This is a genomic window from Chitinivorax sp. B, from assembly GCF_005503445.1.
GTDB lineage: Bacteria > Pseudomonadota > Gammaproteobacteria > Burkholderiales > SCOH01 > Chitinivorax.
This window is the reverse complement of the sequence record NZ_SCOH01000007.1, coordinates 120,299-133,785: the sequence shown is the minus strand read 5'-3', so window position 1 is coordinate 133,785 and position 13,487 is coordinate 120,299. Positions and strand designations below refer to the sequence as shown.

The 13,487-nt window shown below is 53.7% G+C and carries 14 protein-coding genes; 10 read left to right on the top strand and 4 right to left on the bottom strand.

The features are described from left to right. Positions 1-161 precede the first annotated feature (161 nt). The 6 genes from FFS57_RS06605 (at position 162) to FFS57_RS06580 (ending at position 6,656) form a co-directional block, all read left to right on the top strand. Positions 162-2,957 (top strand): hypothetical protein, encoded by a 2,796-nt coding sequence (locus FFS57_RS06605; protein WP_137936971.1) that lies wholly within the window; start codon positions 162-164, stop codon positions 2,955-2,957. A 352-nt stretch (positions 2,958-3,309) separates the two neighbouring features. Continuing rightward, positions 3,310-3,627 (top strand): hypothetical protein, encoded by a 318-nt coding sequence (locus FFS57_RS25150; RefSeq protein WP_171013678.1) that lies wholly within the window; start codon positions 3,310-3,312, stop codon positions 3,625-3,627. A 52-nt stretch (positions 3,628-3,679) separates the two neighbouring features. After that, on the top strand, positions 3,680-4,129 hold the full coding sequence (locus tag FFS57_RS06595; protein WP_137936969.1) for a PTS sugar transporter subunit IIA: 450 nt from the start codon (positions 3,680-3,682) through the stop codon (positions 4,127-4,129). A gap of 135 nt (positions 4,130-4,264) precedes the next feature. After that, complete coding sequence (locus FFS57_RS06590; RefSeq protein ID WP_137936968.1) at positions 4,265-5,185, top strand: acetylglutamate kinase; 921 nt, start codon at positions 4,265-4,267, stop codon at positions 5,183-5,185. Between the two features lie 23 nt (positions 5,186-5,208). Next, a complete protein-coding gene (locus FFS57_RS06585; protein ID WP_137936967.1) occupies positions 5,209-5,748 on the top strand; it encodes a GNAT family N-acetyltransferase in 540 nt (179 codons plus the stop codon). Between the two features lie 194 nt (positions 5,749-5,942). Continuing rightward, entirely contained in the window at positions 5,943-6,656 is a 714-nt protein-coding gene (locus FFS57_RS06580) for a phosphate signaling complex PhoU family protein (RefSeq protein ID WP_137936966.1), read from the top strand. Between the two features lie 66 nt (positions 6,657-6,722). Here the strand turns inward: FFS57_RS06580 and FFS57_RS06575 are convergent, their stop codons facing one another. The 3 genes from FFS57_RS06575 to phhA form a co-directional block, all read right to left on the bottom strand. Next, the gene (locus tag FFS57_RS06575; RefSeq protein WP_137936965.1) at positions 6,723-7,421 is read right to left on the bottom strand and encodes an SDR family NAD(P)-dependent oxidoreductase; all 699 of its coding nucleotides are present in this window, start codon (positions 7,419-7,421) and stop codon (positions 6,723-6,725) included. Between the two features lie 67 nt (positions 7,422-7,488). After that, positions 7,489-7,779 carry a 4a-hydroxytetrahydrobiopterin dehydratase gene (locus FFS57_RS06570; protein ID WP_137936964.1) on the bottom strand — a complete coding sequence of 97 codons (291 nt, stop codon included), beginning with the start codon at positions 7,777-7,779 and terminating at the stop codon, positions 7,489-7,491. Positions 7,780-8,039: 260 nt separating this feature from the next. Then, on the bottom strand, positions 8,040-8,930 hold the full coding sequence (phhA, locus tag FFS57_RS06565) for a phenylalanine 4-monooxygenase (RefSeq protein WP_137936963.1): 891 nt from the start codon (positions 8,928-8,930) through the stop codon (positions 8,040-8,042). Positions 8,931-9,063: 133 nt separating this feature from the next. On the opposite strand from phhA, the gene FFS57_RS06560 reads away from it, so the two are divergent. The 3 genes from FFS57_RS06560 (at position 9,064) to FFS57_RS06550 (ending at position 11,329) form a co-directional block, all read left to right on the top strand. Continuing rightward, the gene (locus FFS57_RS06560; protein ID WP_137936962.1) at positions 9,064-9,540 is read left to right on the top strand and encodes an Lrp/AsnC family transcriptional regulator; all 477 of its coding nucleotides are present in this window, start codon (positions 9,064-9,066) and stop codon (positions 9,538-9,540) included. Positions 9,541-9,734: 194 nt separating this feature from the next. Beyond that, positions 9,735-10,490 (top strand): HesA/MoeB/ThiF family protein, encoded by a 756-nt coding sequence (locus FFS57_RS06555; protein ID WP_137936961.1) that lies wholly within the window; start codon positions 9,735-9,737, stop codon positions 10,488-10,490. 59 nt (positions 10,491-10,549) lie between these two features. Continuing rightward, on the top strand, positions 10,550-11,329 hold the full coding sequence (locus FFS57_RS06550) for a substrate-binding periplasmic protein (protein WP_171013676.1): 780 nt from the start codon (positions 10,550-10,552) through the stop codon (positions 11,327-11,329). Between the two features lie 101 nt (positions 11,330-11,430). Here the strand turns inward: FFS57_RS06550 and moaC are convergent, their stop codons facing one another. Continuing rightward, positions 11,431-11,916, bottom strand: a complete 486-nt coding sequence (moaC, locus tag FFS57_RS06545; protein ID WP_137936959.1) for a cyclic pyranopterin monophosphate synthase MoaC — start codon at positions 11,914-11,916, stop codon at positions 11,431-11,433. Positions 11,917-12,007: 91 nt separating this feature from the next. On the opposite strand from moaC, the gene FFS57_RS06540 reads away from it, so the two are divergent. Next, positions 12,008-13,459 carry a beta-barrel assembly-enhancing protease gene (locus FFS57_RS06540; protein WP_137936958.1) on the top strand — a complete coding sequence of 484 codons (1,452 nt, stop codon included), beginning with the start codon at positions 12,008-12,010 and terminating at the stop codon, positions 13,457-13,459. Positions 13,460-13,487: the final 28 nt, after the last annotated feature.

Here is a 13,487-nt window from a genome sequence, read left to right as displayed (position 1 = left end):
TGGTTGGGCCTGCAAACGAAGACAGCACGTACGAAGGTACGGCAAGTTTGCGAATACCACTAAAAGCGCTTTGTTAGCAGCTCATAAAGAAGACGATGCAAGCTTTGCATCATCACTCCTCCCGTTTTGACGTTTTCTGACTCTCAATTTGGTCGATCACCATGACAAACCTGCCCTACCCTGATGCCGCCACCTTTGCTACGCAGTTAATCGATAGTGCGACTGGTTACCAAGCCTTGCTGTTGAAACAGCTGACCCATACGCCGGACGATGCGCTCTGGTTACATGCTGTTGGTGTTGCGCTATTGGCAAACAGCCCCGACGCACTGGAGATTGCAACAGAAGTGGCACGCAGTCTGCAAAAAGCCATGCAAATGAGCGATGTCAGCGAAGACACTTCTATCGAGGGAGAACATCGCCGTAATGCCCTTCGATGGAGCTTGTTTACCCAAGCACGTGCCATGCAGGAAGAGGACGAAGACGCGGCGCTGGCACTGGCCCAGCAAGCCGCCAATTTTCCTCCGTTGTCAGACGCCCCAAGTAACTATGGCGAAGCCTTGTCGGTGCTGGCGCAACTGATCGACACACTCGGTGGTGATGAATATGCGCTGGTCAATGCCATACACAAACTGGCCGATACGGGTACCAATGTACTGGCCACGATAGCCCCATTGTTGGCTGATCAGCCATTGCTCTCACACATTTTGAACCAGCGCAGCCTGCAATTGCAGGACCAGGTCATCAATTTGCCAGTGCATCGTGTCTCCAACAGCTTTTATCGCTTTCGCTATGTTGAAGACGATGAACGTGAAGCTCTGATCAACCGCGCCCTTGCGCTACCTGAACAAGAGCTGGTATGGCGCACCGAAATGGCTCGAACCTATTTACGAGAGGATCGAGACTGGCGAATTCACGAAGGCGATTTGTACCTGCCCGATGGCATCACCCTGATGGACGTCAACCTGATCGTGACCGGTGATCTGATCTGTGATGTGTATCGAGATGACGATTGCTGCACTGTGTTGGTCATGGGAGATCTACGTTGCCAGCAACTGTATTCTGTTTATGGCCTGTTTGTGTGGGGCGACATGATTGTGGGTGGTACGGTGTACCAGTACTACAACGACTGGGCATTTGAAGTATTGGGTACCTTATCGGCAAGAGCCTTTATCAGCCGGGATAAAAGTTGCAATTTCGATGGTCACAAAGCCGTACTCGACTATTACTATCATAGCTACAGCTATGGGAGCAGCGAATGGCCGAATGCCCTGTTCTGGTCTGGCTGCTCCCCTGAAGCCAGCAGCCATGCCAACATGGCGACTCTGCAGCAGGCTTATGTCAATCACCGCGATCCCTATCCAGCAATTGATCAGATGGCCCGCCTGCAACAATACGGTGAACACCGTACCATGCAACGAGCAATCGCCGAGGGCCTGCTTCAGGAAACCGATGTCGCCGGCAAACTGGCAGACCCAGCCTGGGCATGGGAAGTCGCCAGTCTACTACCCGCCTATCAATGGACACCCACACTGATTCAGCAGGCTGCCAACCATCCCGACCTACGTATTCGTGCGCGTACCGCCGCACGGCTAATGGCGGAGGATATAGAACAGTTCACCCTACTGGCCAACGATCTTGCACCCGCTGTTCGAGTCGAGATTGCGGTCAATACTGTTTGCCCAGCCACATTGTGGCCAGCGCTGGCGAAAGATGATAATAGTGACGTACGTGCCGCCTTTACATACGGTCGCTATGCCAGCCAATCCGCCCTGCCCGACGCATTGCAGACCTTACTGAGCCACGATCCAGAAGCTGCCGTACGACGCGCCTTGGCCGTTCAGACCGGGCTGCTTGATACCGTCAGCAGACAACTGGCAGATGATCCGGATCAAGTAGTTCGCGGCCGCATCGCTGCCACGCAAACCTTGTCGCCAAAGCAGGTTGACCGATTGCTGAGCGACCGTAACCCCGTCATCCGCGCCCAACTGGCCGTTGATGCCATAGCTGGTCAAGGCGTGTTCCGGGGCAAGCCCGATCAGCAACGAACGGTTGTTCAACGTCTGCTGTTTGACGTAGATAAGACCGTACAAGCGGCAGCTGTCACTTTCAATACTCGCCTGCTCCCACCGACATTTATTGAAGCACATGCTGCACGACTGGCAACCATTTCCGCGCCCGAAGTTCGAACCTTGCTAGCCACTTGGTCACGAGATGCCAGCCAGCAGCGACAGCTGTTGGCCGATGCCAATGAATCAGTCCGGCTGGCCTTGGCCGATAACCCACATGCCACGCCAGACGTCCTGATCGAACTGGCCCGTCGTATCAACATGCAAGGCGAGTTCGGCAGCATGGGAGACGGGGTCAACACACTGGCTCAGCACCCACGCCTACCCGTGGAAGCAATCCGCATCCTGTACGAGCGCATGCCTGACACGTGGACGCAACTGTTCAGCGAGCAAGCCAATACACCTGTCGATCTCTTGGTGGAACTGCTCTGCCACGATCACCCGTATACCCGAGGCACCAGCGAATATGACCAGTACGAATACTGCCGAACAGCGGGGAATACCAATGACGAAGCAAGTATCGAAACACTGTTCCGGCATATGTTGAACAGCCCGTTGTTGGCGCTGAATGCAGCCGCACTGTCGAATCGCCACTGCCCGCGCGATGCCTTGCAGCATGCTGTCAACGCCTATCTCGCCAGTGATCGCAGCCAGTCAGACTATCTGATCGGACATGTCGCAGCCAACCCCTCATTACCCCTGTCAGCCATGCAGGCCTTGGTCACCTTATTGAAAGAGGAAACCATTTACGACATCTACACAGCACTGGCGCGCAACCCGGCCGTACCAGCTGTACTTTGGCGACGTCTATTGAAGGTCGATGATGATGAAGTACGTCACGTTGCCCAAAGGGCGCTCTGGGCATGGCATGGTGTCTGGATGGCCGACTGAGTGCCAAGTGATCCAGCCTTGATTCTCCCGCTGGTCGAGGTACTCCTCGGCCAGCAGGCACCCCGCCCCAAACCTCCCTCCATCCCACCTAGCAAGCTCGCCATTCTTTACGCGATTTTTACTTCGCCGCTGCTACGCTGACCATGTCGTCAACGTCAAGGGAAGGCACAACATGCCGAGCTTACTTGTCACCTTGCCCAGTACCCACTTACTGTCCGGTCATGCAGACCGATGGCGAAGCAAACCAAGTACGGGGGGCATCTCAAGGCGTATCAACTTGCCACGTCATGCATGTCGGTTGTCACCCTATCGCTGTCAGCACGATGACACATTGAAACCATCGGATTTTCCTATGGCAAAACACCATGCGTCTGATACACGGCCAGCAGGACAGGTTGAACAATGGCAAGTGTTATTGACCGTACCCACGGAACAGGCTGCCATTGTGCGCAAGACAGTGTTCCGGCAAATGGGTGGCTGCCCCATAACGCTTTGCCAATCGCCAAAGCAACATGCTGGATACCAAATTCTGACATTCATTGTGCCCATGCATGATGTGGAACGCTTGCTGGCCGCCCTATCCTCCCTGACAGATACGACCCGTGCCAGCGATACAACAACCCGCTCATCATGGTCGATTCATCCTATTGCATCGGCCCAAACTGGCTGATACCCATACCGCCTCGCCATACTTAACCTTTGTCATGATCTGGTGACCTCATATGAACGACGTATCCCGAATGTGCTCGGTAGATGATATCCAGCTGGATGTGCCCGCACTGAATAAGCATCAATTGTTTGAAGCAGCAGCCCGATTTCTAGAACAACGTCACAACATGGCCGCACAGACCATTGTTGAACGGTTAAGTGAACGAGAAGCACTCGGCTCCACAGCACTCGGTCAAGGCGTCGCCGTCCCCCATGCACGTGTACCCGGCCTGCAACATGCCATGGTGATGTTCATGCGGCCCCGCACCCCCATCCCGTTTGATGCCCCTGATGGTAAGCCCGTAACGGATGTACTGGTATTGCTGATTCCAGACCGTGCCACCGATCAGCATTTGCAATTACTGGCCTGCGCGGCCGAAATGTTTGCCGACCGTCGTTTCCGAGACAAATTACGCGCCTGCGGTCAGCCTGAGGACGTACATCGCGTCTTTACCCACTGGTGAAACACAGCTTACGTGCCGCGATACATGAAAGCCCTGTCTGACATATCAATACCTTGCTGGGTTGACATCTTTCACTCGCACCACCCCTGTTCCAAAGCTGCGTTTCCCAACCCCCTTCCCACAAGATGAGAGGTCATGATGAACCCCGCCTGGCTTCGTGCGCGCCGGCAAACCCAAATGCTGGCCGATGCACTCCCTTATATACGTAGTTTGTATGCCAAAACCGTCGTTATCCATATTGGCGATCATCCGGGTGACGATGGGCAACTGATGCCAGCCTTGGCACGTGATATCGCCCTGTTGAAACTGGTTGGCGTAAAGCCGATCATCGTCCACGGTCATGATCACGATGAACAAATACATGACACAGTCTTGCTACGGCTACGATTGATCAACCGAAATCAGCATCTGATCGACATGATTAATCAATATGGCAGTAAAGCCATTGGTCTGACCGGGCAAGACGGCCTGTGCATCCATGCGATCCCAGCCGCACCTAGTACCGTACTTCATATGCCGCACTTTGCAGATATCAGTTCCATCGAAGCTGCGGTCATTCACTTGTTACACAGTAATGACTTTGTGCCAGTAATCGCCCCGCTGGGCACCGCACCAGATGGAACCCTGGTGCCACTTTCCGCCAACCGACTGGCGGCACTGCTGGCACGTTCGCTGAAGGCTGACAAGTTGATCGACATGCTGGATCAGGCCGATTTCACACACCTTACCAGTTTGCACAGGACACTGCTGACTGCCAATGAGCTGGCCAACCGAATCAAACAAGGATGGGCATCGCGGCTACCGCCATCGTTGCGATCGCTGCTGGATACAGCCATTGATGCTGTTCGGACCAATGTTCAGACCATACATCTCATTGATCGACAGCACCCCAGTGCCTTGTTGCTTGAACTGCTGACCAGCGAAGGCATCGGTATCACCATTCGGTCTGACCACGGCCCGCACTTCATTGCCGACAGTACGCACTATCTGGATGACGACGCTTGTAGCGTACACGGTTTGCCACCACGTCCTCCTCAACGCATTGTCCGTTTTTGATCAAATTGCTTGCTGGGCACACCATGCCACCCGATACGGCTTATACCTTACCCTTGTTGTTTCGCCCCCTAGCCATGATCGATTCAATGGCAGAACTGACCGATATGCTGCACCGTGCCTTCAAGCGCCTCGGTAGCATGGGTCTGAACTGCACCTGTGTCGATCAAACACTACAAACCACGCTGGCACGGATTGCCCAAGGCGAATGCTTCGTCGCCTTGTATGGCAAACGCATTGTCGGCACCATCACCTTGTATCGACCAGACGCAAATGCCACCGCCGAATGGTATCGAAGTGATGACGTCGCCAGCATTCACCAGTTGGCAGTCGACCCGGACTTTCAAGGCTGGGGAATTGGCCAAGCCATGTTACAACTGGCAGAACACTGGGCCTGGCGACGTGGCTACCGGCAGATTGCACTGGATACTGCTCAACCGGCCGGCCACTTGCTGTCGTTTTATGGTAAGCAGGGTTATCAGGTGGTGGAATCCATCATGTTGCCAGGCCGCAATTACCGTAGCGTAGTAATGAACAAAACCTTGGTATGCACGGGTCTACAATGATTGAGCAACTGCTGTATCTGGTAGGCGGCCTAGTGTTGATCGTTCTGCTGGCTGGGGTGCTATTTTGCGCTTTGATCGGCATGAAGCACACACGGGAACCGTAACCCCATCATATTCTTGACACATTTTTTACATGCCCTTGGTTACGCTTGAAGCATGTGGTGCAACGACACCACGCCAACAAGGAGGGCGTGATGGATCTATTCCATACCAGTCGGCAATACAACAACGAAATTCAGCAACTGAAGGATCAGTTGCTGAACATGGGATACCTAGTGAGACAACAGCTGGAAAGTATTGTCCAGTTGCTGGAAGCAGACCCTGGCATGGCCTGGGCCAGTGCGGTCGAACGCGAGTGCCGCATTGACGAACATGAGATCCAGATTGATCGCCATTGCCATCACATTCTGCTAAGGCGGCAACCCGTCGCAGGCGACCTACGCTGGTTGAATGCGGTCAGCAAACTCAATACCTGCTTTGAAAGCATTGCAGATTTGAGTGAGCGGGTCTTGCAAAAGCTGGCCCCGGTTGCGACACAGTTGCTGGACACGGCACCGATTCAGCCTTATGCACGGGTGCTGGCCAACGACACATTGACCACGTTCAATCTGGTTCTGGAGTCCTTTGCCCTGAATCGGGCGCATGTTGCAGAACAGGCGTTGGTCAATGCCCGTCGTTTAAGCGATGCGCATCAACTGGTCACCTTCGGCATGTTGCAGCAACCATCGGCACATCCTAATTCGCTGATTCTGCTGCTGGTTGCCGACGAACTACACCACATTGTCGATCATGTTAAGCGCATGGGTGAAAGCTTGATCTTTGCCCTATGCGGGGAAGAAGTGCGACATGCACACCAATGCCGACTATTGATTGGCAAACCTTCATCAGCAGTAGCCTTTCGGCTTTAGCTTCGGCCATGCCAATCAACCCGTCAGGACGAGCCGGACGGGTTGTAATGTATAACACGGACAGACTCAACGTGGCCCGGTTACCGGAATCAACGCACCATTCACCGCATGCGCATCGTCCGACATCAGGAACATGATGACTTTCGCGATCGATTCCGGTGCTGTCCATTTGCTGAAATCGGCATCTGGCATGTCAGCCCGGTTTTGCGGTGTATCGATAATCGACGGCAGGATGGCATTCACGGTGATGCCCTGACCTTGCAACTCGTCCGCCAGGCTTTCCGTCATGCGAGCAACCCCCGCCTTGGCGGCCGTATAGGCCCCCATCCCCGTTGCCCCTTTGACTGCCGCATTGGCGCCAATATTGACGATGCGACCAGTCCCCCTGGCCTTCAGGTGCGGCAATGCCGCCTTGCACGCCGTCACGGCAGTACGAACATTTTGCTGGTACATCGCATCCCAAGTTGCCAACTCACCACCTTCCAGCTTTTCCCAACGGAAGCCACCTGCCACATTGATGATGCCATCCAAGCCTCCAAAATGACCGGCCACTTTGTCCAGCGCTTGGCTTGTCGCAACAAGGTCAGTCAGATCAATGGATGGCAGCGATAACAGATTGGCTTGCGGTGCAGGCGGCTCACCGCGTGTCAGGCCAATCAAGGCAACCCGCGCTCCGGCATCCAATGCCACCTTGGCAATCGCACTTCCCAGATAACCAAAGCCTCCGTGAATCGCAATCACTTTATTATTGAGTACTACACTCATGTACCTCTCCTGTCTTTATTCTTGATGGTGAAGTGTGATGAACTCGCTGTCGTGTAATACACACATTTCAGCCTGCCACCCGTTCAATGAAATGCGCCAGCTGGCGGTCTCGGTCAGACAAACCGTCTGCATCGTGAGTAGTCAACACAATTTCGACCCGATTGTAGACATTGCGCCATTCCGGATGATGGTTCATCACTTCTGCCTGTATGGCGATACGGGTCATAAAGGCAAATGCGGAATTGAAATCTTCCAACACGAACAGCTTGTAAATGCCTTTCTTATCTTCTGTCAGTTGCCAGCCGGGCAACTCATTCAGCAGTGCATCACACTGAGTAGGATTCAATCGTTCAATCATGGTAGGGCTCCTCAAATAGCCCTGCCGACAAATCGGCAACGATTTGCCGAACAAGGCGTCACGTACCGGGTTGTTTTTCACCAGCACCTGGAAAGGAAATCAGATCATCGGGGAACACGCAGTACCGTACGTCGACACAATTGCAGCAATTTCGTCATGTAGCCGGACACCGCGTCGTGCAGCATAACGGGTTCGCGGATCACCCTGCAATGTTGTTTGGATCGCGTTACCTGACAAACATTCCCAGCAATACGCTGGAATCAGACATCTTCGGTATCAGACCAACCTTCGCGATTGCCACATTGGATCACTTGATCCATTGGCGCGAGATCGCCCGCCCCCAGCACGGGCAGCCCCATCAAGCTTTGGTAGATTGGGGTGAAATCCGGAGTGGTGGCATTGAATAGCTGCTGAAAGTTATTGATCACAAAATAGGTTTTCTGGAAGGTATCAATCCGGTAGCGAGTACGCATAATACGCTCCAGGTCAAACCCAACCCGGTTCGGGCTGGCACTTTCCAGGCTGTAGATCGATTCCGACTTGCTGGACAGAATGCCCGCCCCGTAAATACGCAAGCCCTGCTCGGTCTGCAACAGGCCAAACTCCACCGTGTACCAGTATAGGCGCGCCAGCATCGGCAGCACTCCCAAACGCTTCGCTTTCATACCACCAGCCCCATAAGCTTGCAGGTAATCGGCAAACACCGGGTTCATCAAGAGCGGAACATGCCCAAACAGGTCGTGAAAGATATCTGGCTCTTGCAGGTAATCAATCTGATGTCGCTCACGCAGCCACCAGGTGACAGGGAAACGGCGATGAGCCAAGTGTTCGAAAAAAATCTCATCGGGAATCAGGCCATGGACTGCAACCACCTGCCAGCCGGTTGCGGACATCAGGCAATGGTTCAGCTGCTCAAAGGATGGCACCCGACCCAGATCCATCCCCAAACCAACCATGCCTTGCAGAAATTCGTCGCAAGCGCGACCGGGCAGCAGTGCAGCTTGCCGCTCGTACAACAACTTCCAGACCGCATGATCATCATTGGTATAACGTTCAAGCGGCTGAGGCATGGTGTAGTCAGCCGCGTGCTGCAGGCCTTCGTTTTTTCGAATCGTGATATCAGGAACGGTATAGGGCTGGTGCGTATCCATCGCGCGCCTCTGAAAGTGATATTGAACAGACTGCACAGTCTACGCTCAGGGGCGTGCGGCGTTGCCGCATTATTCGCACCAAATTACCATTTGATGCACAATATGAGCATTAATACGACATAAAATACACGAAATGAGCGAAATCAGCTTTGACCGCTTCGATTACATGATTCTTGACGCCTTACAGCAAGATGCCAGAAGCCCACATCAGAGGTTGTCGCAGACCATTCCGCTCTCACCTTCACAAATCGGTCGACGTATCCAACGCCTGGAAGAGCTGGGCGTGATTGATAGCTACCGCGTCAATCTACGTGCGGAAAAGCTTGGCTTGTCGGTACTGGCTTTCATCAATGTATTTCTCGATCATCACGGTGAAGCCGTCGTGCGCGATTTCGCCAGCGCGGTGGCCGATCTACCGGAAATACTGGAAGGTTATGCCGTATCTGGTGAAGCTGATTATTGGCTGCGGGTACTCGTTCCCGATCTGCCCTCGCTATCACGCTTTGTCATGCATACCTTGATGTGTATACCGAGTGTGCGCAGTGTGAAATCCACCATCGCGCTGGAACCCGTGAAACGGATTGCACCTCTACCGCTCAAGCGAGTGTGAATAGGTTCGGTTGACATGGTTTCATAGCTCACGTTGCTCTGATTTTGGGCTTGAACCCAGGAGCAAAGCACACCGCGTAGTGATCTATGCAAGCGGTTTGCGATAACGGCGCGAGCCGTGAAACCATATCAACAGAATCTGGTACCTTGTGCAAGGTCATGTCCAGCCATCTGTCAGCTTGCTACACTATTCACATGAACGACGATCAACTTCTTCGCTATTCCCGCCATATCCTGCTCGACGAAATCGGTGTTGAAGGCCAACAACGCATGCTGGATGCCCATGTTCTGGTGATCGGCGCCGGTGGTCTGGGTTCTCCTGCCGCGTTGTACTTGGGCTCGGCCGGTATCGGTCAGCTGACCATTTGTGATCATGACAAAGTGGATGCCACCAATCTGCAACGCCAGGTAGCACACTCACTGACCAGCATTGGGCAGAACAAGGCATTGTCAATCAAAGATCGGCTGGCCCAGATCAACCCTGACTGCCAAGTCCACACCATCACCCAGCGGGTTGCCGGTGATACATTACTTGAATTGGTAGCCCGCACTGATGTTGTGCTGGATTGCAGCGACAACTTCGATACTCGTCATGCGATCAACCAAGCCTGCGCTTTATACCGTAAACCTCTGGTATCCGGGGCCGCTGTGCGGTTCGATGGCCAGATCAGCGTGTTCGACCTGCGCCGTCTGGATGCCCCCTGTTATCACTGTCTGTTCCCGGATACCGGTGACGCCAATGATGGCCCGTGCGCGCTGTTTGGGGTGTTTGCACCGCTGGTCGGCATCATTGGCAGCATGCAGGCTGCCGAAGCATTGAAATTGCTGATCCCCGCCGGAGATACTCTTGTCGGTCGACTGTTGTTGCTGGATGGGTTAACCATGAAATGGCGTGAGATGCGCTTCAAACAGGACCCGGCATGTCCGGTCTGTCATCCCGCCGTGAGCTGATCCTGTAGCCATCACAATGTTACCTATACTGTAATCAAGCCAATAGCAGGTTGAATGCAGTGACAAAATGGATAGCTACCATTTATCTGGCAGCGTGGTCGGGATTGCTTCAATCAGCCCATGCGGTAGACAAGGTCGTTCGAATCGCCGCTACCGAATGGCCTCCCTATGCTGGTGCGGCTTTACCAGAAAATGGTTTATCCAGCGCAATTGCCGCCGCTGCGCTGGCCAAATTGGGTTATACCTTGAAGATCGAGTATTTCCCATGGACGCGGGCAGTCATGCTGGGCGAGCGCGACAATCGCTATGATGGCTACTTTCCAGCCTATTACACGGAAGATCGTGCCAAACGCTGTCATTTCTCCACCTCATTGGGCACCAGCCCGATTGGCTTTGCCTATTTGAAGCAGTTGCCATTCGAATGGCACAACATGGAAGACCTGACCGACATTCCAATCGGGGTCGTCAAAGGCTATGCCAATGGCGAAGCATTTGATACCGCGATGCGTAGCAAACGCCTGCAGGCAGTGGATGAAGCGGTAGACGATGCGACCAATTTGCGCAAGTTGGCCGGTGGCCGCCTTCGCTTGGCCGTGGTAGACAGGAACGTCATGTACTATCTGTTTGCCAGCACCCCAAAGCTGAAACCCGAACGCAACGGAATTGCGTTCCACCCCAAGTTACTGAGCAACCTCAGCATTCATATCTGTTTCAAACAAACGCAACAGCATCGCATACTACAGGAACGTTTTGACGAAACGCTTCGCGGTATGCATATTCCGGCACTGGAAAGCCGCTATCTCAAGCATTTTTCAGAAGATAGTGGCAACCCACGTTAAGAGCAGCCAACAAATTTCAGTAAATCGCCTGAAACACGGCGCTCCACCGTAAACAGGACAAGGAACGATAAGCTGGCGCATCCCCTGACATCAGAATTTTGTCAGTTGCGCTCAACACACCAATCACCTGATTTACCACCACGCTTTTCCAGCAACATGATCCCTTCGATGCACATACCACGATCCACAGCCTTGCACATATCATAAATAGTCAGCAAAGCCATGCCACAGGCTGTCAGCGCCTCCATTTCGACACCGGTTCGACCCACAGTTTCCGCAGTCACTTCGCAATGCACGGCTGAGGCTACTTCATCGATATCGAACTCAACCGCCACCCGCGTCAGCGGAATCGGGTGGCACAACGGAATCAATTCGCCAGTACGCTTGCTTGCCTGAATGGCTGCAATCCTCGCAATGCCCAATACATCGCCTTTCTTATGGTCACCAGCCATGATTTTTTGTAAAGTCGTCGGCTGCATCACAATCCGACCTGTTGCACGGGCAACACGGTGTGTTTCGGCTTTGGCGGCCACATCCACCATATGGGCCTGACCACTGGCATCGAAATGTGTAAATTCCTGACTCATAATCTGCTTTCCAACTGCGGGGCTGGTTAATATCGTGTTTACCGGCCGATACCGGCTCGGAACTGATGATTAAAATGGCTATCATAGCACCATGCGATCAATCACCTCTCTTATCGTGCTGGCTTGTTTCAGCATACAGGCAGCACTGGCCGACGGCCTCCCGGACCTTGGCGATTCGTCCCAGACTACGCTGTCGATGCAGCAAGAACGTGCCATTGGTGAAAGTGTCATGCGCGAAATCCGCGCCAGTGACGACTTTCTGGACGACCCGGATATCACGGCTTATATCAACAGCCTCGGCTACAAGCTGGCAGCAGCCAGCCAAGACCCTGCGATCCCATTCGAATTTTTTGTCGTCAACGACAAAAGCATCAATGCGTTTGCCATGCCCGGCGGTTTCATTGGTGTGCATGCCGGTATTTTCCTGACAGCACAAAGCGAATCAGAACTGGCCGGCGTGCTCGGACACGAAATTGCCCACGTCACACAGCACCATCTTGCCCGTCGGGCTGAAGTGCAAAGCAAAATGTCAGTACCGCTGCTGGCTGCCATGGCGCTGGCCATTCTGGCGGCGCGCAGCTCCAGCAACACCGATCCCGGCATGGGCGTACTGGCAACCTCCCAAGCATTGGGTGCCTCTGCCAGCTTGGCCTATAGCCGCGACCACGAACGCGAGGCTGATCGGCTAGGCTTGCAGACACTCAGCAAAGCCGGGTTCGATCCGCGTGCCATGCCACGTTTTCTCGAACGCATGCAACGCGCCTATGCATTACTGGATAACAACGCCTTTCCTTATCTTCGGTCACATCCCCTGACAACAGAGCGCGTGGCCGATACCCAATCCCGGGTTGATTTACTCCCTTACAGGCAGGTCACGGACAGCCAGGATTTTCTGTTGATACGAGAAAAGCTGCGGGTCATGCAGAATGGTGGTAAAGCCAGTGTGCAGTACTATGAATACACGCTGGCGGAAAAGAAATATACCCAGGAAATAGCCTATCGTTACGGTTTGGCCTTGGCGCTGCTGAAGGACCGTCATTACGAACGTGCCCAACAAGAGATCAATCGCGCCCGCCAACAATGGCAGCATCCCTTGCTGGAAACATTGGCCGGCGATATCCAGTTGGCCATGAACCAGCCAGAGCAGGCCGAAAAGCTCTTCAGTGCAGGATTGCTGCGTTATCCCGGTAGTGCCGGCTTATATCTTGGTAAAGTAGAAGCACAGTTACGACTTGCTCAAGCCCGATCAGCACTGGAAATGATCAACGAACGTTTGTCACTCACTCCCGGCGATGCCCGTCTTTATCAGCTGCAGGCACGTGCCCATGCTAGCCTGAAAGAACCGGCGAAAGAACACCAGGCATTAGCCGAATATCACTGGTTACGTGGCAACCCCATGGAAGCCCAGACCCAACTGAAAATTGCACTGGATAGTGCCAAGGGCAACTTCTATCTGCAATCGTCACTGGAGGCACGGTTACGCGAAATGCGCCGAGCGCTTGCCGTAGACAATAATCAAAAGAAACCGCGCGATGAACCCTGACCGTCAAGTGCCTTTTATGCCATATTGA

Bases quoted from the DNA above. Each gene is read 5' to 3' on its own strand.
- FFS57_RS06595 (WP_137936969.1), top strand. From the start codon at position 3,680: ATGAACGACGTATCCCGAATGTGCTCGGTAGATGATATCCAGCTGGAT.
- FFS57_RS25150 (WP_171013678.1), top strand. From the start codon at position 3,310: ATGGCAAAACACCATGCGTCTGATACACGGCCAGCAGGACAGGTTGAA.
- FFS57_RS06555 (WP_137936961.1), top strand. From the start codon at position 9,735: ATGAACGACGATCAACTTCTTCGCTATTCCCGCCATATCCTGCTCGAC.
- FFS57_RS06585 (WP_137936967.1), top strand. From the start codon at position 5,209: ATGCCACCCGATACGGCTTATACCTTACCCTTGTTGTTTCGCCCCCTA.
- FFS57_RS06590 (WP_137936968.1), top strand. From the start codon at position 4,265: ATGATGAACCCCGCCTGGCTTCGTGCGCGCCGGCAAACCCAAATGCTG.
- FFS57_RS06540 (WP_137936958.1), top strand. From the start codon at position 12,008: ATGCGATCAATCACCTCTCTTATCGTGCTGGCTTGTTTCAGCATACAG.
- FFS57_RS06560 (WP_137936962.1), top strand. From the start codon at position 9,064: ATGAGCGAAATCAGCTTTGACCGCTTCGATTACATGATTCTTGACGCC.
- FFS57_RS06580 (WP_137936966.1), top strand. From the start codon at position 5,943: ATGGATCTATTCCATACCAGTCGGCAATACAACAACGAAATTCAGCAA.
- FFS57_RS06575 (WP_137936965.1), bottom strand. From the start codon at position 7,421: ATGAGTGTAGTACTCAATAATAAAGTGATTGCGATTCACGGAGGCTTT.
- FFS57_RS06570 (WP_137936964.1), bottom strand. From the start codon at position 7,779: ATGATTGAACGATTGAATCCTACTCAGTGTGATGCACTGCTGAATGAG.
- phhA (WP_137936963.1), bottom strand. From the start codon at position 8,930: ATGGATACGCACCAGCCCTATACCGTTCCTGATATCACGATTCGAAAA.
- FFS57_RS06605 (WP_137936971.1), top strand. From the start codon at position 162: ATGACAAACCTGCCCTACCCTGATGCCGCCACCTTTGCTACGCAGTTA.
- moaC (WP_137936959.1), bottom strand. From the start codon at position 11,916: ATGAGTCAGGAATTTACACATTTCGATGCCAGTGGTCAGGCCCATATG.